Origin of the sequence: Heliophilum fasciatum, assembly GCF_004341395.1 — a bacterium.
Taxonomy (GTDB): domain Bacteria; phylum Bacillota; class Desulfitobacteriia; order Heliobacteriales; family Heliobacteriaceae; genus Heliophilum; species Heliophilum fasciatum.
This window is the reverse complement of the sequence record NZ_SLXT01000017.1, coordinates 45,367-69,455: the sequence shown is the minus strand read 5'-3', so window position 1 is coordinate 69,455 and position 24,089 is coordinate 45,367. Positions and strand designations below refer to the sequence as shown.

At 46.5% G+C, this 24,089-nt stretch carries 19 protein-coding genes; 5 read left to right on the top strand and 14 right to left on the bottom strand.

From position 1 onward, the window contains the following. Positions 1-486 precede the first annotated feature (486 nt). Together EDD73_RS09840 and EDD73_RS09835 are read left to right on the top strand one after the other, a co-directional pair. The gene (locus EDD73_RS09840) at positions 487-912 is read left to right on the top strand and encodes a MarR family winged helix-turn-helix transcriptional regulator (RefSeq protein ID WP_131919612.1); all 426 of its coding nucleotides are present in this window, start codon (positions 487-489) and stop codon (positions 910-912) included. A 14-nt stretch (positions 913-926) separates the two neighbouring features. Further along, positions 927-1,625 carry a pirin family protein gene (locus EDD73_RS09835; protein WP_131919611.1) on the top strand — a complete coding sequence of 233 codons (699 nt, stop codon included), beginning with the start codon at positions 927-929 and terminating at the stop codon, positions 1,623-1,625. 151 nt (positions 1,626-1,776) lie between these two features. On the opposite strand, the gene EDD73_RS09830 is transcribed toward EDD73_RS09835, so the two are convergent. The 6 genes from EDD73_RS09830 to EDD73_RS09805 all read right to left on the bottom strand — a co-directional run bounded on the left by EDD73_RS09830 (position 1,777) and on the right by EDD73_RS09805 (position 7,854). Then, the gene (locus tag EDD73_RS09830; RefSeq protein WP_131919610.1) at positions 1,777-3,492 is read right to left on the bottom strand and encodes a PAS domain-containing sensor histidine kinase; all 1,716 of its coding nucleotides are present in this window, start codon (positions 3,490-3,492) and stop codon (positions 1,777-1,779) included. Positions 3,493-3,754: 262 nt separating this feature from the next. After that, the gene (locus EDD73_RS09825; protein WP_207668858.1) at positions 3,755-4,243 is read right to left on the bottom strand and encodes a C-GCAxxG-C-C family (seleno)protein; all 489 of its coding nucleotides are present in this window, start codon (positions 4,241-4,243) and stop codon (positions 3,755-3,757) included. A 15-nt stretch (positions 4,244-4,258) separates the two neighbouring features. Continuing rightward, entirely contained in the window at positions 4,259-5,044 is a 786-nt protein-coding gene (locus tag EDD73_RS09820; RefSeq protein WP_131919609.1) for an ABC transporter ATP-binding protein, read from the bottom strand. Between the two features lie 28 nt (positions 5,045-5,072). Next, the gene (locus tag EDD73_RS09815; RefSeq protein WP_131919608.1) at positions 5,073-5,891 is read right to left on the bottom strand and encodes an ABC transporter permease; all 819 of its coding nucleotides are present in this window, start codon (positions 5,889-5,891) and stop codon (positions 5,073-5,075) included. A gap of 38 nt (positions 5,892-5,929) precedes the next feature. Further along, positions 5,930-6,934 carry an aliphatic sulfonate ABC transporter substrate-binding protein gene (locus EDD73_RS09810; protein ID WP_131919607.1) on the bottom strand — a complete coding sequence of 335 codons (1,005 nt, stop codon included), beginning with the start codon at positions 6,932-6,934 and terminating at the stop codon, positions 5,930-5,932. A 413-nt stretch (positions 6,935-7,347) separates the two neighbouring features. Continuing rightward, positions 7,348-7,854 (bottom strand): LysM peptidoglycan-binding domain-containing protein, encoded by a 507-nt coding sequence (locus EDD73_RS09805; protein ID WP_165876443.1) that lies wholly within the window; start codon positions 7,852-7,854, stop codon positions 7,348-7,350. Between the two features lie 181 nt (positions 7,855-8,035). Between EDD73_RS09805 and EDD73_RS09800 the strand changes: the two genes are divergently transcribed. Both EDD73_RS09800 and EDD73_RS09795 read left to right on the top strand, forming a co-directional pair. After that, the gene (locus tag EDD73_RS09800) at positions 8,036-8,590 is read left to right on the top strand and encodes a ferritin-like domain-containing protein (RefSeq protein ID WP_243116879.1); all 555 of its coding nucleotides are present in this window, start codon (positions 8,036-8,038) and stop codon (positions 8,588-8,590) included. A 246-nt stretch (positions 8,591-8,836) separates the two neighbouring features. Beyond that, on the top strand, positions 8,837-10,021 hold the full coding sequence (locus tag EDD73_RS09795; RefSeq protein ID WP_131919605.1) for a 4Fe-4S binding protein: 1,185 nt from the start codon (positions 8,837-8,839) through the stop codon (positions 10,019-10,021). A gap of 83 nt (positions 10,022-10,104) precedes the next feature. Here EDD73_RS09795 and EDD73_RS09790 read toward each other — a convergent pair whose 3' ends face one another. Then, positions 10,105-10,443, bottom strand: a complete 339-nt coding sequence (locus tag EDD73_RS09790; RefSeq protein WP_131919604.1) for a four-helix bundle copper-binding protein — start codon at positions 10,441-10,443, stop codon at positions 10,105-10,107. Positions 10,444-10,573: 130 nt separating this feature from the next. Then, positions 10,574-10,777, bottom strand: coding sequence for an aminotransferase class V-fold PLP-dependent enzyme (locus tag EDD73_RS09785; protein ID WP_243116878.1), 204 nt, complete (start codon positions 10,775-10,777; stop codon positions 10,574-10,576). 335 nt (positions 10,778-11,112) lie between these two features. Between EDD73_RS09785 and EDD73_RS09780 the strand changes: the two genes are divergently transcribed. Beyond that, on the top strand, positions 11,113-11,490 hold the full coding sequence (locus tag EDD73_RS09780; RefSeq protein WP_131919603.1) for a YkvA family protein: 378 nt from the start codon (positions 11,113-11,115) through the stop codon (positions 11,488-11,490). A 103-nt stretch (positions 11,491-11,593) separates the two neighbouring features. Here the strand turns inward: EDD73_RS09780 and EDD73_RS09775 are convergent, their stop codons facing one another. From EDD73_RS09775 to EDD73_RS09750, 6 genes are all read right to left on the bottom strand, one after another. Next, a complete protein-coding gene (locus EDD73_RS09775; RefSeq protein WP_131919602.1) occupies positions 11,594-12,307 on the bottom strand; it encodes an RpnC/YadD family protein in 714 nt (237 codons plus the stop codon). 396 nt (positions 12,308-12,703) lie between these two features. Further along, positions 12,704-14,080, bottom strand: coding sequence for a Wadjet anti-phage system protein JetD domain-containing protein (locus tag EDD73_RS09770; protein WP_131919601.1), 1,377 nt, complete (start codon positions 14,078-14,080; stop codon positions 12,704-12,706). Then, entirely contained in the window at positions 13,986-17,402 is a 3,417-nt protein-coding gene (locus tag EDD73_RS09765; protein ID WP_165876442.1) for an ATP-binding protein, read from the bottom strand. The genes EDD73_RS09770 and EDD73_RS09765 overlap by 95 nt, the downstream gene beginning before the upstream one ends. Further along, positions 17,371-17,973: a DUF4194 domain-containing protein gene (locus EDD73_RS09760; protein ID WP_131919599.1), complete on the bottom strand. Its 603-nt coding sequence runs from the start codon at positions 17,971-17,973 to the stop codon at positions 17,371-17,373. Before EDD73_RS09760 ends, EDD73_RS09765 begins: the two co-directional genes overlap by 32 nt. 111 nt (positions 17,974-18,084) lie before the next feature. Next, positions 18,085-19,623 carry a Wadjet anti-phage system protein JetA family protein gene (locus tag EDD73_RS09755; protein ID WP_131919598.1) on the bottom strand — a complete coding sequence of 513 codons (1,539 nt, stop codon included), beginning with the start codon at positions 19,621-19,623 and terminating at the stop codon, positions 18,085-18,087. A 187-nt stretch (positions 19,624-19,810) separates the two neighbouring features. Beyond that, complete coding sequence (locus tag EDD73_RS09750; protein ID WP_131919597.1) at positions 19,811-23,800, bottom strand: M4 family metallopeptidase; 3,990 nt, start codon at positions 23,798-23,800, stop codon at positions 19,811-19,813. Between the last annotated feature and the right edge of the window lie 289 nt (positions 23,801-24,089).

Below are 24,089 nucleotides of genomic sequence, written 5' to 3'. Positions count from 1 at the left end.
TTAGGCATGCCGCCAGCGTTCGTCCTGAGCCAGGATCAAACTCTCCATAAAATATGAAGTGTTCGAGTCAAGCTCGTTTACTTACTAACTGGAATAAATGAATTAAAGGTTATCACGCTTTTTCCAACTGTTTGATTTTCAAGGACCAAGTTGTGCCGATTGTTGCTTCTCAATGAAACCCGTCAAATTGTCAATCATCTCATCAGCTAATTACTTAACGCAGTTGATTAACTAATTTCGACATCGTTCGTCTCGCTTCAACTTGCGGCGACAGTTGTAGATTCTAGCATACTCATTCGTGCTGCGCAAGAGGTTTTTTTATCCTCAGGAGTACACCGCCGTTTTGGCGACAGGCGTTATCTTAACACTGACCTCATGACAGTGTCAATCTTTTTCGCGAATGTATCTTGACATCAAGATTATTCGCGCTGTATAATTATCTCGAAACCAAGATATTATAGCAGAAGGGACCTTGGTAATAACATCATGAACAAGATCAATTTAAAATTGGTTGTTGCTATGGCCAGAAGCTATAACCAACTGTTCGCGCAGATTGAAAAAAACGTTCAGGCATACGGTTTTACCATCAGTGAATTTGGCGTTTTGGAATTGTTATGGCACAAAGGAGAGCAACCGATTCAAAAGGTGGCCGAGAAGATTCTGGTCACAAGCGGTACGATCACTTATATCATCGATAAGCTGCAAAAGAAGGACTTCGTAGTACGTAAGAAATGCGCGAAGGACAAAAGAGTTTATTATGTTAGTCTAACGCCAAAAGGTGAAGAAGTGATTGCAGACATTTTTCCGAAACATCAACAGTTTATCGATCATCTCTTAGCCGATATGGATGATAACTCCAAAAAGATCTTAGTAAGAAGTCTGCTGGAGATGAAAAAATCGATTAAAAAATAGGAGGTCAATTGTTTATGTTACGAAAAATCGAAAGCAAAAACATGGGGAAAAGTGATTTGGGCTGGTTACAAAGTACCTTCCACTTTTCTTTTGCTGAATATTATAACCCTAAGAACATCAATTTCGGGGTGTTACGGGTACTCAACGACGATCTTATTGAACCTCAAACCGGATTTGATACGCACCCGCACCGGGATATGGAGATCATTTCTTATGTGGTGCAGGGATCGTTGACCCATGGCGACAGCATGGGGAATCGAGAAACCCTCACCCGAGGGCAAGTTCAATATATGAGCGCCGGAACCGGCGTATGGCACAGCGAGCATAATTTAGGCGATAATCTGCTGAGACTTCTACAGATTTGGGTACTACCTGACCAAAAAGGTTATGCACCAACCTATGGAGATTATCGATTTGCTTGGTCCGATCGGCAAAACAAATGGTTACCGATTGTTTCGGGTAAAAACGGCGAGGCACCGATTAAAATCAACCAAGATGTCAACTTTTATGTACTGGAGCTGGATCAAGGGAAGGAAATCAATTTTTCGGTAGAATCGGGCAGACAAGCTTATGTAGTACAAATTGAAGGTTCATCACAAATCAACGATGTAGCCCTTAATGCAAGAGATGCCCTGGAAGTCACCGAAGAATCGATTACCTTAAAAGCAACGGAACGTTCGCACAACATGCTGATTGAAATGAAGAAATCCTAATCGGCTTCGACGGATGAATGCCGCTTGCTTCGTTGCAGGCGGCATTATTTGCTGTTCCGTTTTGGAGTTGGGATGTGTGATGGATAATCCAATCGGATACCTCAAATGGTAATTTTTCAGCATATTTTGGTCTGATTCAATCTTATGTATGTCAACCGATCCTCTTTTTATTTTGGATTTGATTGTGGTAACTAAAGGGGGACCGAATCAAAGGAATGGTAAACCAGAATTTTGATCCTTTCCCCAACTCACTTTGTACACCGATTGTCCCACCCATGAGTTCCACAAGACGTTTACAGATGGATAAGCCGAGACCGTTACCGCCGTACTTTCTGGATAGAAAATTTTCAACTTGTGTAAAGGGTTCAAAAATCTTTGGCTGATCTTCCAGACTAATACCGATACCCGTATCGATGATTTCAAATCGAATCATTCTACAGGATGTTTCATCTGATTCCGATGAGGGTTCTTCTGTTTCCGATTTGACATAAAGTGAAACTTCGCCATGAGGAGTAAATTTAATTGCATTCCCAACTAAATTGAGAATGACCTGCCTTAACCGCGCCGGATCAGCCATGATTATATGGTCTAATTCTTGATCAATGAACGTATGTAATTTTATCCCTCTTTTTTCCGCCTTTATACTCATCAAGTTTATAACACTCGATATCGTTTCTTGTATGTTAACCTCAACTTGATCAACAGAAACTTTCCCGTATTCTATTTTCGAAAGATCCAATATATCATTGATAACCGTTAATAACGCTTCCGTCGATTCATAGATTGTACTGGCATAATTATTTTGTTCTTCGCTAAGCTGTGTATCTTTTAATAATTCTGCCATGCCTAAAATTGCGTTCATCGGGGTTCGGATTTCATGGCTCATATTAGCAAGAAACTGGCTTTTCGCCTTATTCGCTGCTTCGGCCAGTTCTTTTGCTTCTTTTAGTTTTTCTTCGGCCCGTTTTCGTTCGGTTACATCACGTTGAACACCGAAGTGGCCAATGATCCTGCCCTCTTCATCATAAAAACATATATAATCCCCCTCCACATACATAAACGTACCATCTAATCGTTGCTCATATGTTTCGATATGAAGTTTGCCCTTATCAAAAAAATCTTGCCATACTTTTTTTCCTTGCTCAAGATCATGGCTAAACAAATCTCTTGGGGTCATTCCTAACATTTGTTCTTTGGTGGCTTTGTATTGTTCCAGCATGGCATCGTTGATTTTGGTTATTCGCTGGTGGTCAAAAACATAGTCTAACACGTTGGCCTTATCGACGCTGTCATCCCATTGAATTGGCTCGTCCAACATCATGTAGAAAAAACCATCGAGAGACTGGGCGAAAAACATTTCCAGTCGATGTTCACTATCTCGTAATGCATCGATGTTCAGTTTATATTGTGTAATATCCCGACTGATACCGAGCAATCCTAGTAGTCGACCATCATCGCCAGAAAAAGGCGTTTTAATGGTTTCGACAAGTATCGTTTTTCCGTTCGGATAGACGAGCCATTCTTCGTTCTTTTTTGATGTTTTCTCTTTGATTGCCAATTTATCCTTTTCTCGATAAAAATCAGCAACATCTTTCGGGAGTATATCATGATCGCTTTTTCCAATTATCTCATATTTCTCCCTGCCCACATACATGGCAAACGATTCGTTACAGTGCGAGTATGTACCATTAACATTTTTAACAAAAACAAGGTCAGGTATTATATCTAATAGTGTATTTAATACATTACATTTATTCTCTATCATCAATGAAATTTCTTGATATTTTTTTACCAAGGTATCATTTTCGCTCTTCAATCGTTCCAGTTCTTCGATTAACTGTTTGCGACTTTTTTGTTCAAATCCCACGACAACAACTCCTTCTATGTTTAATTAAATCGAAATGTTCTCTGTTTTATACTATCTTTCCCGTGACAATAAGATTCTTCAACTGGTAATCAAGTTCCTTCCACAAAGTATTTGGTGATAACTTTTTTCTAATATTTCCTCAGGTTTTACCATTGACTTCCCGGCAACGTAAACTCAAAAATGCCCAAAACTTGTTGAAAGCCCAAAAAAATCAAAATATAAAGGAGGCCACTCTCCCATGAGCGGCCTCCTTATTTTATACCTAAGCAGAAGCGACCGGTAACTCACCACCATCGATTCGATCACGATGATTACGATAATTCTCCAGCTTTTCTTTGAGTACTTCTTCCGTGAGTTCAGCGGCCCGCTGAACAAACTGTTCGCAATATTTGTGGTGATCCGGTGTTCCCCATTCAACAGAGCGCGTCAAAACACGGCAGCACGATGATTTATAATCCTTTAGAAATTCTTTATGCAGATGCGCTGCCGCCGAAAAAGCCGGTCCCTCTGATTCACTCGGCTTTGCGCGCCCCTCCAACAAACTGATAACCAAAACTCCACCGCTAATGGCGCCGCAAAGGCATTTCGAAGCGCCAATTCCAACACCAAAGCTGGTGGCAATCTTCAAATATTCTTCCGTCAGTCCCAAATCATACTCTTCGTTGAATGCTTTTAAAATTGCCTCACTGCAATACAAGCCATTTCGAAAGTAATGCAACGAATTGCTTACCACATTACTCATTTCCCCCATGTTTACATCTCCTTATCAAATCACATATTCCAGCGATGCTTCATCTTCGTGAAAGAATTCGCGATAGATCGCCTTTTTAATTTCAAAAAATTGATAGCTTGTTCGATTTCGCGGCCGCGGGAGGTTGACAGGAATGATGGACTTGATCATTCCTGGACGTTTGGACATGACCACCACGCGATCACCGAGATAAATGGCTTCATCAATATCATGGGTTACCAGCATCATCGTTGTCTTTTCGCTTTGCCAGATACGTAAAATCTCCTGCTGTAATTGGATTTTGGTCAGTGCATCAAGCGCCCCAAAGGGCTCATCCAGCAAAAGAAGCTGCGGCTTATTAACCAGTGCCCGGGCTATGGCCACCCGTTGTGACATTCCGCCCGACAACTGATTGGGAAATGCCGATTCAAAGCCAGCAAGACCGACCAATTCAATATAGGTTTGGGCGATTTGCTTTTTTCTTTCCGGATCAGACTCGGTTAACCCAAGCGTGATATTTTCGGTAACCGTCATCCAAGGAAGCAGCCGATGCTCCTGAAAAACAATACCCCGATCAAGGCCTGGGCCGACGATGCGTTTGCCATCCAGCGTAACTGTACCTTGATAATCACATTCCAGCCCGGCAACGATCCGTAACAGTGTGCTTTTGCCGCAACCACTGCTGCCAACAATGCTGACAAATTCCCCTGCCTGAATCGCTAATTGAATGGCTGATAAGGCCGGCACGATTTGATCATCAACGATAAATTGCTTGTTTACGTCATTGATTTCCAGATACGGATGATGATTTAACAAACTCATGGGGAATCCAGCCTCCCTATTGGCCTACTTATGCACCTTGATACGTCGTTTTCCAACGTAACAGTTTTCTTTCCAAGGCTTTGAGCATGTAATCAAAGCACTTACCGGTAATGCCAATGGTCAGCATACCCACTAAGACCACATCGGTCTGGGCGAGTTGCCGGGCATCCATAATCATATAACCGATGCCTTCTGTGCCGGCAATCAATTCAGCGGCGACAACACACATCCAAGAAAATCCTAATCCGACTCGTAACCCTGTCATAATCGAGGGCAGCGCACCGGGAAGAACGATTTTCGAGGTGAATTTCAATCGCGATATTTCCAGTACTTTGGCAACCTCAACAAATTTATGATCTGTCTGGCTAATTCCTTCAATCACATTAATTAAGATCGGGAAAAAAGCACCCAAAAAGATAATGAATATCTTCGACATTTCATCGATACCAAACCACAAGATGGCTAAGGGTATCCAGGCAATCGGCGGAATCGGCCGAAGAACTTGGATAAGCATATCCAGCCAAAGATAGACGTTACGAAAGAGGCCCATGGCGATCCCTAAGGTGAGGCCGAAGAGAACAGCCAGGCTGAACCCTTCGAGCACGCGGATAAGACTAAATCCTAAGTGTTTGAACAACTGCCCATTTTGTAAAAGCTCACCAATCGTCTTCATCACGGTGCTTGGTGGCGGCAGGACAATGGAACGGATCAGACCAAGTTCAAAAAACATCTGCCAGATAATGAGCAGCACGATAGGCAAGATAAATTGTTGCCAGGTAAATGTTTGGTTGTTCTTGGGATATCGACGTACTTTTGGTGCGGTGCCTTTTCCAAGATGCAAGCTCATCAGTTTCACTCCATTATGTATGGCGCTCGACGCTACTTCTATTGGAGTAGGAAGTATGATTTATCGACAAATTTATCAATATCAACACTGTTCTTGATGATCTGGTTTTTGGCCATAAAAGCTTCGCTTTTCTTCAGCTCTTCGGTGATTTCCGGCGTGATCGCAGGCTGATAATTAAAACGATCGATGATTTTCGCTAATTGCGCCGGGGGAATTTTGACTTCTTTGGCTACAAGATCTTTGGCTTCCGTGGGGTTACTCTTGATAAATTGGGCGCCCCGTTCATAGGCAGCGAGGATCGCCGTTACTACTTTCGGATTGGCTGCAGCAAACTTGTGATCAGCAATCATGACAGCGATGCCTTGATAATAACCGGTTCCGTCAGCAATGATGCGAATGGCATTTTGATCTTCAAGGATCGTCAGCAGTGGATCCCAGATTACACCGGCATCAATGTCGCCGGTTAGCAGCGCTGATTTCACATCGTCCATCGACATGTGAATGAATTTAATGTCATTGACCGTCAAGCCCTTGCTCTCCAGCAGTTGTGATAAGAGGTATTGTCCATAGGAACCTTTGGTCGTCGCTACTTTTTTGCCTTTCAGATCGGCAGGAGAGGTGATCGAAGAGTTTTTGGGCACTACCAGTGCCAGAGACTGCGGTGAGGTTGAAGTAATACCGACGATGCGTGTATCCACATTGGCAGAACGACCAATGATAGCCGGAAAATCGCCCATTACGCCAACGTCTTGGCCCCCAGCAGCAAAGGATTCACTGACGAGCGGACCAATGGAGAAAGAGTTCCACTTTACGTTGACGTTCAACGGCTTGAGACTTTCTTCGATCCAGCCATTTTGTTTGGCAATTAGCAATGGGGAGTAATGAGGTAGTGGTACATAAGCGAGACGTACTTCCTTCGCGTTACCTTCCGTTGCCGGTGCGTTGGTTTCGTTGCTTTTGGATGCATTGCTACCGCAACCGATCATGAACGTTGAGACAACGGTCATAAGGATCAAGAACGTAAGTAGCCGGATGTTTTTCATAGTTGGAGGTTCCCCTTTCATAAGTAAACAAGAATGTGCACATCGGTGGGGTACGCTGTGAGTGAAAGAAGCGGGAATGATGATTTCTCGGTGAGTAGGTGCTCAATCATTCCGTAACCTCCAGTGTTTCTGGTCGGCAAATTCATTATTTCCGATGTGTTTAGTTTATTATAGCAGGAGTTAAAACTATGTCAATAATGCCAATTATATATTATGGGTATAAACAGAGAATCCAGACGGGTTACCTTTGTTTCCTCTTCCTCTTCCTTTCCCTATCTCTAGCCAAGCCGGTAAAAACTCGATTGCTGTGCGTTGGTGAAAAAAACGACCTCGCCTGTGGTGGCGAAGTCGCTGTTTCGATGCAAAGACCAAGCTCCCTTTTTATCTTTAGGACTTTCTCTAAAGGCAAATGACTAAGTTTGACGTGAGTCTGGAATTACTAATCCATAATCGGGAAAGAGTACATCCGGTGAAAACCCAGGTCGACCTCGATTTGCCCTGATTAAAGCTTCGATCGATACTCGAGATCTATTTGCTATGTTGTAAAGTGAATCACCGGGAGAGACGATGTATATCTGAACGGGAATTTTCAGCGGAAAACTTGGATAAATCCAATTTGGATTTTCAATTTGCGGATTCAACCTATTCAGAGTTTCAACACTTGTGGAAAATTGGTTAGCAATCGAATACATCGAATCGCCGGGCCTTATAAAGTAAAAGACTTGAGTGGTCGGATTATAACGATAAGGCACAATAAGTATCTGCCCAGGAAAAACGAGTCCTGGATCTGTAAACGGTGGATATAATGCGTTTAGTTGCTCTATCTGCTCAACCGTACTACCAAGCCTCAATCCGATCGAGTAAATTGTGTCACTTGGATAAACCGTGTATAGGAAAAATGTTCCTTGTGCGATAGGCATTGCAATCGTTCCCCTCCTTACAACTTCATTAGTATTCATTAGGAGAGGAATCGGTGTATTATGTCGAGGCGGTTTCTTCGGCGATTTTGGGAATGTCGCGGTCGTAGAACTTCTCATAATTCTCTTCAAAACCGAATAGACTTTGGAAGCTATTTTATAGAATTACGAGAGGGTGACGCTTATGTATAACACGCTAAACAATATGCCTGAACACCATCATCCAATGGGAAAATATGTACTGCCGGAACCATATCCGGAGATTAACGTTAGTGCTAAAAATCCTTTTTATGCGGGTTTACTTTTGGATGATTACGCATCCCAAAAAAGCGAACTAAATGCAATCAATCAATATTTTTACCATCACTTACGATTTAAAGATGTAGGCCTTCAAGATATTGCAGAACTGGTAGTAGCAATATCGATAACTGAAATGCATCACTTGGAAATGATCGGTGAGTTAATTTTAAAACTTGGCGGAGATCCTCGTTTTCGAGGTTTTCAGAACAATAACAATCAGTACTATAGCGGAGAATACGTTTACTACGGTAATCATGTTTTAGAAATGTTATCTGCTGACATCGAAGCAGAAAAAGGTGCAATTCAACAGTATCGGCGACATGTAGATCAGATCCAAGATCCATTTATAAAAGCTATTTTGAACCGAATTATCATGGATGAAGAATATCACTTAAAACTGTTTATGGAAGCTTATCGTAAATATTCAGCAAAAAGTTAGAGAAAAAACAGCCCTCAATCATCGAGGGCTTTTCCTATCTCTGCAAGTATGTAAAAATCCAATTGCTGTAAGTAAATCTCAATCTATATCAATAAAGACTTTTAAGATGGTGATTTCCGCGGCTATGATTCGAAACTGATCATAGCCTTTTGTGTTTGTAACAAGATTGTATTATAAGGTACAAGGGATTTCGTTGCTTTCATAGAATACTTCTACTGTAATGCGAAAGAAGTGGAGGGGACCGACATGCACACCGTCACTGACCGTCATATAAGGACGCTACGCCTGATACCTCTTTTCTTCCTATTTGTGTTTCTTATCTTGAAACCCTTACCCACTTTTGCTGAGGTAGGAGTACCCGAAATTCATGTAACTGATCAAACCACGATTGTTGAATTAGAACAGCAAAGTCACCTCAGTCGGGAAAAACTATTTCAAGTGTTAAAAATTCAGGAGCCCGTAGCTGAAACGGCTACTCTTGCTCAACTCGGTCTCGATCCTCAAACGACTAGTGATCTTTTAAAAAAAGAAATCGGTTTGACTACCACTGAAAGCAGTAAAGACTGGAAACTGATTGCCACAAAGTTTGCCCTTTGGATTTTAGCTTTAATTGGTGCTGGTTATTTGTTGCGACGTGTTACCATCTTAAAAACTAAGTGGCATTCCATCCGTATGTCTGCAAATATTCTTGCTGCTCTCATTTTTGGGTTTATTCTGGGTAGTGACCCCAACCCAATGGGCACGGTCAATGATGCTTTTGTCTTGTACGGACAGACCGGGGCAATATTTCCCCCACGGCTTATTGCCTTGGTTGTATTCCTTTTGCTAAGCGTAATTGCTATCCGTTTTATCTGCGGGTGGGGTTGTCAACTTGGTGGACTGCAAGAGACACTGTTTCGGTTTCGCCAACAGATTGGATTCGGTAAAAAAATAGGACCGGGAATTAAGGTCCCATTTACTTTGGCTCTTGGGATAAGATTTGCCGTTTTAATTATTAGTGCAGTTGCCGCTGTAGGATGGGCAACGAATTTAATTGGTCCCATTGATCCCTTTTCCGTGTTTGCCCCTGCTAAGTGGACACCGATGATCCTCGCTTCGATCTTGGTCGTTTTGTTTCTATCACTGTTTATCTATCGTCCATGGTGCACGTTAGCTTGCCCATTTGGCACTGTTGCATGGTTATTCGAGCGTTTTGCGTGGATGCGTATACATTCTAACCCTGAGAAATGTACGAACTGCAAGGCCTGTACGAAAGTTTGCCCATCAGGACACGCGGCCCCGATGCTTGAAGGTGCTAAATTAAGGCCCGATTGTTTCGCTTGTGGCGATTGTATTGCAGCTTGCACTCATGATGCAATGGAATTCTCTTCACGTGCGAACCAGATTAAACAGCGCCAAGTAAATATTGACCATTCCAGTACATCATCGTAAAGCAGCATTTCACGACACAAGCTACAACGAAAAAAAGTACGACGGCGCTCTGACCATCATCAGGGCGCCGTCGTACTTTTTTCTTATTGAGCCATCTTGCGGCATTCATCCGCGCATTGACGGCAGATTTTCGCACATTCTTGGCAATGGGGATCTTTGAACATTTCACATTCTTTGGCACAGGCGTCGCAAATTTGCGCACAAAGCCCGCAAAGCATTTTTGCTTGCGCACTGTTGCGGGACATATATTGGGACGCAAGGGAACAGATTTGCATACAATCAACAAGAATTTTAACGCATTTTTCTCGGGCCTTAACATCTGCTTCTTTCAAACAAGCATCGAAACATTCACCACAAGCCTGCATACATTGGTTGCATTTGTCGATACATACTTGGTTGTTCTGGGTAATACCTGGTAACATTTTCGAACACTCTCCTTTCGTTATGAAACTCAAAGGATAGTATTCTACCTGAAACCGGAGAGCATACCTCAAAAGACTTTCCGTTTAATCGAGCCAGACTGTGACCATAGTTTTTTACAAATATGTTGTACTAGTCGGATCGAGCGCCAATCAGACTAGCTACCTGCTCACGCGCTTGGTTAACCGCCTTTTGCGCATCACGGCCAAGCAGATGATAACCACTAGATGGATTACCATAGACCTGATAGAAATATGGCATCATTATCTCAACAACCCGAGGATCGCAAGGTGTTGTCGATTGATAATCGAGATAAATCAAGCTTTTCTTCTGCACCGCAGACCTTCCTTTTCACTATGGAGCCGACGATGGGACTCGAACCCGTAACCTACTGATTACAAGTCAGTGTGTCCACTTGAGATCAAACCGGCAACCAGTGGCGTGGGAGAATCGCACTAGGCCATAGTTGGCGCTTTAAGCACAGCACAAGCACGGTAGCCACTTATCCCCTGAAATTGCCGTTGGAATCTTCGTCGCTGCCCTTCCGGCTACCCGCTCGCCCACTGAGCTCCCCTGTTCAACCGCTACGGCGTAGATAGCGGCAATAATAGCATTGGCTATATAATAATGAAAGAACACCTTGGCGGCAAAGTCGGGGTTTGGAGGTTATGATGAAATATCTCGATGATTTGAAAGTTAAAGCCAGGAAGCTGAAAAGAGACATCACTGCGTTAGGGATAGCTTATCAAGATCCCCGAACTCCATGGTATGCAAAATTGGCGATCGGAATCGTCATCGCCTACGCTCTTAGCCCTTTCGACCTCATTCCAGACTTTATCCCGATTCTTGGATATTTGGATGATTTAATCCTCCTGCCGCTAGGAATCGCTCTTGCGATAAAGTTAGTTCCCACGCCAATACTTGAAGAAGCGAAAACTAGGGCTACTGAAGGGGCTATACAAACAAGCGTCGGGAAATGGATTGCAACCGGGGCAATAGTGGCGGTATGGCTTATTATTGTTGGTCTCGTGCTAAGAGCCTTTCTGTGATACCTTCATTGCCCACCATTCTTCAAAAAAATAAAGCAATCCAACCACGATTGGGCTGAACTGCTTTACGTTGTACAAGTTGCATCAAATGCCATGAAAAGCGTTAAAGACCAAGCTCCTTTTTTATCTCTAAGACTTTCTCTAGCGGCAAATGACTAAGTTTCGCAACCGTTTCCACATCAAACTTATTTTTTAAGGCAGTAATGGCAGTTTCTTTACGTGCTTCTTCGCGGCCTTTTTCCTCAAATTCTCGATAAAGTTCCTGAAAAGCGTAAGCCATTCGTAGCACCTCCAGAATCTTTTCTTTTTCCGGACTTAATAGGTTGCTGAAATTGGCAGCTACCATGGTTCCAATTAGGTAGGTACTGTTGTCTGAATTCTCCTGGTGTAAGGCCTCGGTGATTTTCCAGGCCGCTTGCGAACGTTCTTGCGGTTTTTCAAACATCATTGGCAGAAGCATGATGCGGATCTTGTCTTGTGCATCCAATGGTTTGTGACGTTGGATCTTGAGTAGCGCTCGTTCCAACTCATCGGCACCGTCAAAGTGCCGGTTCAGGTGAATCACATGCTGATGCGTAGTTAGGCTTCCGATATGCAACGGTTCCGGCGTTTTTTGAATACCGGCAGCGAAAATAACGATACGGCGGATTAATTTCTGCTGCTGCGCAAAAAGTTCTAGATCGTAGTGACCATAGCGAATCTGATCGGCCATGGTGGGTTCACTTGACTCAAATTCTAAGTGTAGCAAACTGTCATCTTCCAAAGCGAGGACCACATCCATGGTCTGATCCTTTACGTCAATGAGTGGTACATGCACTGGTAAGGCATCCACCACTTTCGGTAGTGCCAGATTAAAAAATTGAAATATTTCGCCGCGGAAGGTTACGGCCATCGATCGTAGCGATATGTCTTTATGATTCCTGGGCATACGAATATCCTTATCGATATCTATCCCTCCCAAAACGTATTTCTATCCTCTATTCTAGCATAGAAATCGTTTTATTTCCATAACCTGTTATTCTACTGGGGGGCATATGGCTCCCCAATCGTTGCTATGTCACTTAGAACTAGATACCCAGCGGTATGCTGTGGTTTATAAATAAGGCAAAATACAATTCACGGACATTTTATCTCGTCATATTTTAGCAATTATATGTTAGCAACAATAGTAACCACCCGAAGCATACGAAAAACGACGGCGCTCTGACCATCATCAGAACGCCGTCGTGCGTTTTTCCATCAACCTCTGCATAACTTCCGTAATATCAATACTTTCCTGCTCCACGCGCCGCCCTTCCATTTGCAACGCTTGAAGCACAGAAAGCCACCGGGCAAACCGTCCATCTTCTACCAGGTTGGCAAGCTTCCGGCGATACTCTTCCGTTACCGTAATCCCCCTTTCGGCATAGCGACGATAGGTCGCTACATCCATCGCCAGCGGCTGCAAATCCGGCAGCGCTTGATGGCGTATATGTTCAAAAATGCGTATGCCGCCATAATCGATATCGCCCCAGTGCCAAAACCGCGTTCCCGCCGGGGTCGCCTGCCCCAGCTTTTGCAGCAACCGCAGCGTGCCATGATGCGGAAATCCGCCGGTGTAAATGATTAAAACCGTATTTTTCTTTGTTGCCAGAGCTGCGACTGCTTGTGCAACACCGGGTTGTACTACACCAGCTTGTGCAGCGCCAACCGCTGCCACCAGTTGCTCATAACTCGTCAAGTTCTCCACCGTAACCACCGTCGCCGGCAACTTGCGCACCGCCAGCGCTTCAATCGTCGGCCCATACAGACCCACCCCGCCCGGCAGTGCCCCTACATCCGTCACCACTTCACCGACGGCAAATTGCAGTGGCCCCGCCAGCAATGTCAACTTAGGATGGTCAACAAGCCCGATGCTGTCGAGATATTCCTCATCCCGTTCAAACTCTTCACACTCTCGGCGCATCAAGGCGAGCAGCGGCTTTTCCACCACCTGCTCAAACCGCTTGGAATCCCCAAGCACGGCCTGGCTAAACACCCGTTTGGGCGTCCCCGGCGCAACCGTAGGCAGCGCCTGTAGTACACGTACCAGCAGTTCCAACTGTTCCCCATCCTCGGCCAGCCGCCCTACGGACTTGCGCTCCCCTGCCGCCTGCACAATCCCTGCCGCCCAGCGCCGCACCCATTCAAAAGGATGATCAAGGAGTTTCTCCGCTAACGCCTGCACCATCGCCAAGTGATCTGCTTTGGACGTGCGCCCAGTGAGTCGATAAGCCTGTTCCACCTCATCGAGAAGCAAATAAACCTTGTCCACCCGGCGACCTTCCTGAAAGCGCACCCACGTCACCGCCACGATGCCACGCCGCACCAGATCGCCCAGGGCGGCGTGGATCAATTCGCGGGGTCGGTAATCCATTTCATCATCATAAGCAGTTCCCAGTGGGCTGCCGCTTAGCGTCATCTGCGGCCGCTGCTTGCCCGCTTGTCCCGTACGAAAAGCCGAGCTCCGCTCATATTTATCCAAAAGAAAAGAGAGAATCTTGCGTTGATACTGCTTCGCCTTCTCCTGCTCCGCCGGGCTCAGCGTCGCCATCTCCGGAAATAAGCTCATTGGCCTGCGGCACCTCCTCGCGCCCAATCATATCGACAAAACAAACATAGCCGTCCCGGTTGACGACCAGCGTTGTCGTCACTTCCGGCGCCATGTGCTGCATCTTTTCGTCCGGCACTGCCGCGATCAGTTGCAAGTTCATCCGCTTGATCAAGCGCAAACTCGTTTGAATGCGCTCCTCATCCATCTTGTTAAAAGCCTCATCAAAAACCACCAGCCGCATCGTTTTGTTCGATGCGTAGAGATGATTGAACGATGCCAAGATAGCAATGTAAAAAGGCGTCTGTGTTTCGCCGCCGGACTTTTCTTTGAGCACCTGCGAAAACTTGTAGGACGTGCCGCGGCTCGTCACCCGAATGTCAAAGTCCAGATAGCGCCGGTAGTCGGTAAATTCCGCTTGCTCCCCCACCTCACCGCGAATCAACCGCTCAAACAGTTCATGCAACACCTGCGCTTTTTCTTCGCCGCCGTCAAACAAGGATCCCCGCTCGTTGATCTCCGGATCCATGATCGCTTCATAAAAGCGCTTGTACTTTTCACTGGCTTTGACTTCAAAATAATAATGATCCTCATGAAAGGGAAAATGCTTGAGCGCATAGTTAAGCTGTTGAAAATCACGCTTCGCCTGTTCGATGGCTTCCCGCAGCTTAAAGATAAAGTGCGACTTAAACTCCTCTTCCGACTGGCGTAGCGCCTCCGTCAGCTTCCCTTGATAATCGGGGATATCGACGGCATCGATATGATCGAGCAAGCTGCGATAGGCTTCGTTATCTTCAGCGCCCACATCAGCGCTGTAGGTGTAGCGCAAATTATACTCTTTGCGGGCATCACGTAGTTTTTCCGCTTCCTTTTGCCGCTTCGTCTCATTGCCCTGCTGGTTTCTGAGCCAGTTGCTGATCTTATTTGCTGTCGCTGCCTCTTGCTGCGCCGCTTCCAGCCAGCGTTCCTCGGCCCGCGCCAAATGCTCGGGGCCGTGCTCGGTGATCCAATCCTCCACCAACCGCCCTAACTTCTTGACCTCTTGACCGGTCAAAAAGCAGCGCCTTTGCACGTCCTGCTGCGCCGTTTCCAGTTGGCTTTTCGCACGCTCCAACTCACGAATCTGCCGGAGCAACGTCTGTTCCTGCCCATGCCAACGTTTGTACTCCTGTTCCAGGCGCTCCACATCACTCAGATCCAGTTGGGCCAGCGCGGCCGCTAACGTCTCGATCTCCCTTTCGGCTGCGGCCAAAAGGCGGGGCAAGTGCAATTGTCCCGCTAATTGCTGGCACCGGGTACGCTGATCGCTTAGTTGCCCGGCCCATCGCGCCAGTTCCTCACGGGCCGCCGCCAGGCTCGCTCTCTCCTGTTCCAACGCCGCCAATTCGGCTCGCTTTAGTTCCAGTTGGCGCACGATCGCCCGCGCCCCGATATAAGGCACTTCATAGCGGCTTTTGGGCATCTGCCGGGCCACCAAGTTGGTATAGGTCATGCACGACGCCGTCACCGCCTGGGCATGACGGCGCAGATCTTGCTCATCGTTGGCTTTGAACACCCGCCCTAGGAGATGAGCGATCCGTGCTTGTATCACCGGATGATCGGCACGCATCACTTCGGCGAGCGATCCCGGCTCCACTTTGCCCAGGTAGCGCTGCTCTTTTTCCGTGTCGACGAGCCCGACGCCTTCCAATTTAAGCCGCCATTTTTCTTGCTCATACAGCGCCAGCGCTTCGGCGAATACGGCTGGCTCCACAAGCAAGTCAAAGCGCTGTGTATGCAAATAGCCTTCTACGGCATTGCGCCATGCTTCATCGGCGATCTCTGCTTCTTCACAAAAGATCCAGACCGGCGATCGCCCTGCCAGCCGTTCCTCCAACAGTTTTTTCAGTGCCAAAAGCGAACGGTCATAGGGGCGTTTTTGGTTTTCCAGATCAGCGATCTGTTGTTGCAGCCTTTGCTTGCGCTGCTCCATCTCGGCCAGGCGATCTTCGATGCGCCCCACCGTTTTCGTCAAGCGGTCCTGCAACTGGGCCAGCATGTCGCCGACCTCGGCCAAGGCGTCACTTTTTTCTTCGGCTAAGGCATGGCTTTTTTCTTCGGCCAAAGCATCGCTTTTTTCCTCGGCCGTCGAGCCGGCTCCTTCCAGATCACCCAGTAACGCCGCCAGCAACTCTTCGGCCGCCACCAGCGCCGCTTGATCGTCTTCTGTCCACTGCCACTCGCTGTTACCTCCCCAGGAAGCGAAGGACGTCACCAGCCTGTATTGCCGATTGATGCCGTCCCGCAGCACTTGCAGCATGCGCCGGTGCTCATCGGCCTGCTTTTGCCGCTCGGCCAGTTCCGCTTTCAATGCCACCTGCCGCTGGCGCTGTTCATTGCCTTGCCAGGCCATATACGCTTCCTTGGCACGGTCCGCCGCTTCCCGCTGCTGCTCCTCGGCCAGCACGAGATCGCTGGCTTTTTGGCGGATCTGATCGTCCAGCAGCGCCGCTTGTTCTGTTGCCTGCGCCAGCAGTTCTTCCTGCTCCGCCACGCGCAAACGGCGAATCACATATTCCTGCTCCCGTACCCGCTCCCGCAGTTTCTGACAAGTGGCAAACTGCGCTGCGATCGTTTGCAGCATGTCGCGCCGCGCCTGCAACTCCGTCAACTCGCGCTGGTAATTTTCATGGATGCGAAAATTCTCTTTCATTAGATCAAGCTGCAATTCCCGCTCATCTAAGATGAAGTCAAAGACAAAATCGCGCACGTTGTGAATCGGCTTGAACGAAAGCGCCCGCACAAAGTTGGAAAAAAAGCGGTCATGCACTTGTCCCATCCGCTGCAACAAGGCCTTTTGATAAGCCGACTTGCTGCGCTCGAAAAAGGTCTTGGCTCCTTGATAATGGCGGCGAAAAGCATCACGGTTGCGCAGCTTGCCATTGCCGTCGCGCACGGCTAAGCTTTCGACGCCGGCGCCGGGAATGATGAAAAATTCTTCCACAATGCTGTTATCGCCATAGACATCAAAGACGGCGCCGATGACAAAGGTCTCGCGCTTCTTCTCATCATAAAACTCAGCGACCACATAGGAAGTAAAATCATTTTCCCGCACATGGCGCTGATCGTCACTGCCGATCTTGCCCCGGAGATAGCTGAGCAGCGATCGCCGTGCTTCATCGTGGGCCGCCGAATTAAAGCGGATCTGCCGCTGATCGGCGATGAAGATCACTTGGAGCGCATCGATGATCGTCGATTTGCCGGCACTGTTGCGCCCGGAGATCAGCGTCTGCGAACCGAAAGCCATCGTTTCATCCTGAAAATAGTGCCAGTTAATCAGCCGCAGCTTCCTCATCCACTTCATCGAACAATCCCTCCTCGCCCAGTTCATAGCGCGTGATCTTTTCATGGAGTTGATCTACCTGCTCGGCGTTGATCGCATGTAACAGCGTGTGAAACAAACGAAAGCGCGCTTCATCCATCCAGACTTCCTGATCCATCGGTTGGATCAGTTGGTACTGCGTAGCGAGGCGCACCAACTCGATCAGCCGTGTTTTTTTCAAAAAGGGCAACCGAAACGTATCATACTTGGCGCGGATCTCATAAAGCGTCGTCTCGGGAAACTCGCTTAGCGACAGTCCCTGGCGCTTTTCATGGTAAATCAAGCGCAGTACCAAGAGCCAAAGGCTTTCGTCGCGCGATAAGTTGCGCCGGTGGATGCTTTCCGGTGACGTTACGTAGATGCATTCATGGCGATCATCGACGACCACTTCCCAGCCGAGCAGGCGAAAAAAAGCATCGAGCCCTTCACAGTGCCGCCGCGCCACTTGAAAGCGCTCCCGGTCATTTTCTTTAAGCAGGAAATTGACGGCCAGCAAGCGATTGATCACATCGCGCAGCTTTTCCTGCTCTATTTGACTGATGCCTTCCCACATAGGTCTCGCTCCTCTACCATCAATTGCTTCACTGGGGGGCTTGTAGTAGGGCTTGTTGCAGGGCGCGCCGCTGGATCCTTGCGGTTCTCTCAGCAGGGCTGACCGCTCCCATCAGCGCACGAGCCGCTTCACTGATTGCTTCACCCGCTGCACTGTTCGTTCTTGAAAGCGATAATCGCCGATGGCCAAGATGCGGTTTTCGCTGCTGCGCGCCAACCGATACCCGGCTTGAACGTCATAGCCATATAAATAAACATAGTGCAAATAAAGAAACTCTTCCATCGTCGTCGGTGCCAGTTCCACAATCGACATCTGTTCCCGCTCGCCAAGCTGCGCTAACACATAGGCACGCACCTTTTCGCGAGTGATCGTCTTTTTCATGCGTTCCAGGTTTTGTTGCTTCATCTGCCGGCGCAGTTCCTCGGGCACTTCGATGACGACATGCTCCTCGGGCCGGTGGGGCTGACGGCGTTTGCGCGGTGGCAACAGCGATGCTTCGTGCAGTTGTCCCAGCCGTTGCAGGCGAAAAAGCCCTTGCAGCTTTTGTAGCCTTTGCTCGATCAACTCCTCACGATCGATTTCATCTTGGCGCAGCACTACGGAAGCCCATTCGAGAATTGTCGCCAGTTGCTGATCGATGCCGTGGCTGTGCTGGGTTAAGTAACGGGCGCGATCGAATGATGCCCGCAAATATTGATTGTGGCGCAAGTCAATCTGGTAAAGCATATCATCTAAGTTGCGATAGCCTTCATCAATGTGCAACAAGGCCGCGCGGATTCGCTCCTGGGCCTCCTCGGGTGACGAAAACAATTCGCTGCGAACCGCTTCTTCAACGGCCTTGGTCATCCAATGATCATCCATCAGGCAATCTTGCACATGGGTCAATATTGCTTGACGATAACGGGACACATGATCCGATGTTTTCAGCCGGTGGTAACTGCGGTCAACAATTTTCGTTTTGTATTCATCGAAATGATGATCCAACACGTCCTGAATCGATGATTTGGTTACCACTTGTTCCATGTGGTGCTTCATGTTGTTGATGAGAACACGTAGTTCCTCAATAAACTGTCTGGTCATCTCTTCCGCTTCGATAATTGCAACAGCCGGACGTTTTTTTGCTTCTTCACCGGTGAGCAATTGGTACGTGACAAAGGCGTAACGCTGGTACTCGACGGTGCGCACGGTACAAAGATCTTTAAATACAGCCAAGAGGCGACTCGTGTAATGGGGCAAAACGATATACTGGCGATAGCCGTCGCGTACTTCCACATCGATCCAACCTTGATCGCGCAATCGTCGCAACACGCCATTGGCTTGCAGCCGCATGGTATCCTCGGCAAACATGCTTGCCGCCGCTTCGGCTACGTTGCCATGCTTTTGTTGCTTTTCCCTATCGGCAGCAGATTCCGCGGATGTTGTGTTTGCCGCATTCCCATCATCACCCTCCGCCTCATAGACAAAGCCCTGCTCAACTTGCGTTTCTAACAGTTCCTGTACCAAGTCACGCAGGATCTCATACTGGATGCCGAAGTGATGAATCTGGTACTGCTCAAAGAGAATCATCAACACTTCTGCATAAAACTGCTTATTCTTCCCGGCAAAAAGCAAAAAGAATCGCTCCGGGATCACATCAAATAAATTCGTCATGGACAGGTCCGCCTTTTCGCTTCTGCTTGCCCTAGCATCATTTTAACCATTTTACTGCATTTTTCTATCATGATGGTACATTTCAGCTTATATCATCATGCAGAATAGGCAAAAATCGATGATCATAAAAACGACGGCACCCCGATCATCATCAGGGTGCCGTCGTTTCATGGAATACCGGCAACGCTCATTTTTTTTCTATTTTCCCTAACATCCGCACAACCAACGTTGCCGTTTCCGCGCGGCTGATGTTCGTGTTGGGCAGCAGCATCGCGTTGACACCTTTTACAATGCCATGCTTGATACATAGGGCTGCTTCGTTTTTTGACCAGTCAGCAAAGTCGCTGTAGTCGGCGAATTGAGCTAACGTTTTTGTTACTTCCCCATCGGAAACAATCGTCTCCATACCAGCATGTTTCATCGCTCGGGCGATCATCACCATCGCTTCCTGACGGGTGATCGTCTGTGCAGGCGCAAACTCAGTTTTGCTTCGGCCACGGATGATGCCGTTTTCAAAGGCGCTGGCTATGCAAGGGGCGAACCAGTCATCGGCTTGCACATCACTGAATGAACCAGACTTACCGCTGGGCGTAAGGTTAAGTGCTTTGTTGATAATCGCCGCAAACTCTGCGCGGGTAATATCGCGGTTGGGGGCAAAGGTTTCTTCGTCGATTCCGTTGACGATACCTCGCGCGACGAGATCATCGATATCGGATTTGGCCCAGTGATCGTCGATGTCACGAAGTTGGCCCCTCTTTGTTTTCACATTATTTTTTTTCGGATCTTCCTTATCGGAAGGAGATTGAGATTGTGCTTGCTGTTTATGCTTGTCCTCAGGCTTTCTTGGTTCTTCTTTCTCCACCATGACAGCATATTTAGAAAAGTGATCCACATTGACAGATATCTTATTTCCGCTGATCAGCCCGCCAAGTTTTACCCACTTTTTATCCTTTTCATCATAAAAGTATACCGCAGGTGTCTGGGTGCCTACTAATGATGGCTCAAAGCGCAATGTGATAGAAACAGGCCGGGCAAATGGTTCTGGCTGGGTTTTTGAAATTTCAAAAATTCTACTTACTAGCGTAGCCCCAGAAGGAATCAAATACGGTGCTGATATTTCTCGAACTTCCACTTCGATCGTCTTATCTATCGCATCAGCAGGAATTTGTACTTTCGCCTCTTCCCCTAGGGTGATGACTGTAGGTGTTCCCGCATACACCGTTTTATGACTTGAATTCGAATTTCCGGAACCTCGACTAACCACAGGCCTTGCGTCGCCGATAAATTCCACATCATCAATCACCCAATAGCCCGCGGGATCATCAATCCCCAAGCCCAAATCGTTGGTTGTTAATTGAAAGGTAAAGGATAGAACTACATTCGTTTGTCCAGCCACAAGGGAAGACAAGTCAAGTTTATTGGTGGAAAAATCGACAATGCTTTCACTGCTGCTCCAAACCGTTTCCCACGGCCCATCTAGTCCGTTCTTGCTTAATTTTATTGAAGTGAATCCATCCTCTTTAATTTGCTTATACCGAAGCCCAACTCTTTGCATGCCCGAAAAATCCATTGTCGGGGTAAACAGCCATGCATCTACAGCTTCACCATAGTAGGCAACTACCACCATGTTTTTATTTTCGCTGTAATATTCCCAGTCAATATCATTTGAATAGTTTTTTATCATCCATCCAGCGGGAAACGCTTGTCCATCAAATGTTTCTTTAAAAATAATTGGGTAAATAATATCGATATCAATCGTAATCGCTTGTTCTTTAAGAATTCCATTTTGATCCATAATCACATTAGCATTGATCCTTATACGATTGAAAGGATCTCGTAACGGTTCATACAGGGTGATGACCATCTCGTTTCCCTCAATGTTGACAGCATCTTTGGGCCCAAGTTTAGTGAACTGCTTGCCATCCCTTGCAATGGAGATAACCCTATCCATATCGTCTTCCGAACAGATAATGTTCTCGCTAAATATGATACGCACAACTTTATTACTATCATTGACCACATGGCCTTTTACTTGGGGTGGATGATCGCCCATACCGGAAAGCGGTATTGAGATGACGGAATTATCGGGGTCATTGCTATTTAGAACAAGCAACGCTGTGTGTTTGCCTTCTCGCTTAGGCTGAAAACCGATCTCTAATTCTGTTGTTGCCCCCGGTCCAATCATGATCCAATCTTTTTGGGGTTGAAAATCATGATTACCGTCTATCCGTACATGAACAAACGATGGGTAATCCCCTTTGTTAGTGATTGCGATGGAACGAAGTCTTTCTGATTCTGTTCCGGTCCATGCGAAATCCACTGGTTCTGTCGACAAGACAAGCTGCGGCTTAGCATCTTCTTTCACTTTTACTCGATCCCAGGCTTTTTCAACGGCAACCACTTCCGGTGATTGTTCACCAAATAATTCTTTGGCACTTTGCACCGTTGCCAAACGGGCATCGATAAAATCACTTTGAGGCGTCAGATGGAAGGCAAGTGCACGATAAAAAATCTGCCCCATCTTCTCTCTGCCGATGCTGTCTGCCCCTAAGCCTTCCGCCACAAGGTAAGCAGCATAGCTGGGTATACCACTGTAAGTATATTTACTGGAACCTCTTTGGTCATCTGATGCGTTCACAGATTGATATTCATCCATTGTCGCTGCCATCGGGTCATAACTTGTTGCAGGATCTTGCAGACTACGTAGATATCCGGGCTTGACTATCGTAACCTCCTCGCCAAGCAACCAGTCATCATTGTCGATTACACAAGCTAACACATCGCTAAGCGACTCGCTTAATGATCCAGACATATCATCATAAATCAAATCGGCAGTATTTTCGATAACCCCGTGTGTGTATTCATGTGCAACGATGTCGAGCGACCCGACGGGGTGCAAAAAAAGCTCTCCCCCATCACCGAATGCCAGAATATTAGGGCTAGCAAAAAAAGCGTTATCATAATCCACGCCATAATGAACTCCGGCTATAATGCTCATACCCTGATCATCGAGGCTGTTACGGTCAAATTTATCTTTATACGCGTTATATGTAATCCGTAGATTATGTAATGCTGAAACGGCTGACTTATCCCAATCACCATCCAAGGAAATCGCTTCAACGACTGAATCAGGATGATTATGATAACTGTTAAGATAATCAGAAATAATGATATTCCCTTTTCCAGGATCATCAGGAAGCACAGGGGGCGTTGTATGCATTGGCAACGAAGTATCTGCCATATAATATTTCTCTCCGTCTACCTGTTGCCACACGGAGAATGTTTGCTTTTCATCGTTTAGATCGAGACCTGAAGCCTCAAAGCGCCCCGGTACCGCTCCGGGTTCGTTAGGTAATGCCCCAGGTTCTGAAAGGCTTAATGAGTTGATTAACCGGGGTAACTGTTCAGTCTGAACAGTAGGACTGGCTTTCTCAGGTGTGACCGAATCATTGGACCCTCTGTCTTTGTATTTGTGAACAAGCGAGCCATCGACTGCATCAATAAAATAATGCCACCGGCTTCGAGGATCTTGAGCCTCGATATGATAAACAAGATAGGGTTGGCTATTTTTTATATAGATGGTCAATTCGGATGAAGCACTGATAGTTCCTGATCCTAATTCTTTTATTACCTCTTCTTGGGCTGATTCAATGGAGATTTTAGGTGATGTCTCCATTTGCGGTGTTTTCTCACTGCGCCCTTCAATCAAATACACAGCGCCGTCCCTGTTCATATGGACAATGATTTCTTTTCCCCATAAGGGGATTCCTTGAAAGTGCTGGCGAAATTTAACATGGTGAAATCCAAGGGGATCTTTTATGTTTTGCTTGAGCTTGAATTCTTCAACAGGATTATCAATCTGTAATATCGTTTTATAGGAGTCCAAGGCAGCCAATGCGATATTCTCTAGGTTATCTTCGTCCAATTGTGCCTGCCGCATCTGTTGTGCTCTCGGTGATGGATGGTTATATAGAAAATTACCACTAATAAAACGGGGGATCCCATTTTTTTTATCAAAATGAATCTCTAAGTTCTCTGGAAAAGTAGATAGCTCACTAATTTTCGGGTTATCTTGCGTTGCATCATTCCACTCCAGCGCACTTGCACCGGAGGGCATGCTCAGCACAACAAATAAAGCCATGACCCAGTATTGCATGAGCACTCGAATCTGTTTCACTGTTTTTCACTACTTTCATAACCGAATGGACTATCGGATGAACAAGCTGTCTTAATGAGTTGTGTTGCTAACTCTTTGGCGAGAATTGATTTCTAGCCAACCATGATCTTATTCAGTTAGACTGTTATCCTCCTTTCAATTCTAATCCAATTTTTAAATTACCATGTAATCAATAGATGTCAATCACTTATTTCCAATCATTCATTGAATAGTAACAATCAAATTTGGATCATCAAAAAAAAACGACGCCCAGATCTTCATCTGGGCGTCGCTGCGCTTTGTTGGTCAA

Bases quoted from the DNA above. Each gene is read 5' to 3' on its own strand.
- EDD73_RS09840 (WP_131919612.1), top strand. From the start codon at position 487: ATGAACAAGATCAATTTAAAATTGGTTGTTGCTATGGCCAGAAGCTAT.
- EDD73_RS09835 (WP_131919611.1), top strand. From the start codon at position 927: ATGTTACGAAAAATCGAAAGCAAAAACATGGGGAAAAGTGATTTGGGC.
- EDD73_RS09825 (WP_207668858.1), bottom strand. From the start codon at position 4,243: ATGGGGGAAATGAGTAATGTGGTAAGCAATTCGTTGCATTACTTTCGA.
- EDD73_RS09820 (WP_131919609.1), bottom strand. From the start codon at position 5,044: ATGAGTTTGTTAAATCATCATCCGTATCTGGAAATCAATGACGTAAAC.
- EDD73_RS09815 (WP_131919608.1), bottom strand. From the start codon at position 5,891: ATGAGCTTGCATCTTGGAAAAGGCACCGCACCAAAAGTACGTCGATAT.
- EDD73_RS09810 (WP_131919607.1), bottom strand. From the start codon at position 6,934: ATGAAAAACATCCGGCTACTTACGTTCTTGATCCTTATGACCGTTGTC.
- EDD73_RS09805 (WP_165876443.1), bottom strand. From the start codon at position 7,854: ATGCCTATCGCACAAGGAACATTTTTCCTATACACGGTTTATCCAAGT.
- EDD73_RS09800 (WP_243116879.1), top strand. From the start codon at position 8,036: ATGTATAACACGCTAAACAATATGCCTGAACACCATCATCCAATGGGA.
- EDD73_RS09795 (WP_131919605.1), top strand. From the start codon at position 8,837: ATGCACACCGTCACTGACCGTCATATAAGGACGCTACGCCTGATACCT.
- EDD73_RS09790 (WP_131919604.1), bottom strand. From the start codon at position 10,443: ATGTTACCAGGTATTACCCAGAACAACCAAGTATGTATCGACAAATGC.
- EDD73_RS09780 (WP_131919603.1), top strand. From the start codon at position 11,113: ATGAAATATCTCGATGATTTGAAAGTTAAAGCCAGGAAGCTGAAAAGA.
- EDD73_RS09770 (WP_131919601.1), bottom strand. From the start codon at position 14,080: ATGAGCTTATTTCCGGAGATGGCGACGCTGAGCCCGGCGGAGCAGGAG.
- EDD73_RS09765 (WP_165876442.1), bottom strand. From the start codon at position 17,402: ATGAAGTGGATGAGGAAGCTGCGGCTGATTAACTGGCACTATTTTCAG.
- EDD73_RS09760 (WP_131919599.1), bottom strand. From the start codon at position 17,973: ATGTGGGAAGGCATCAGTCAAATAGAGCAGGAAAAGCTGCGCGATGTG.
- EDD73_RS09755 (WP_131919598.1), bottom strand. From the start codon at position 19,623: ATGACGAATTTATTTGATGTGATCCCGGAGCGATTCTTTTTGCTTTTT.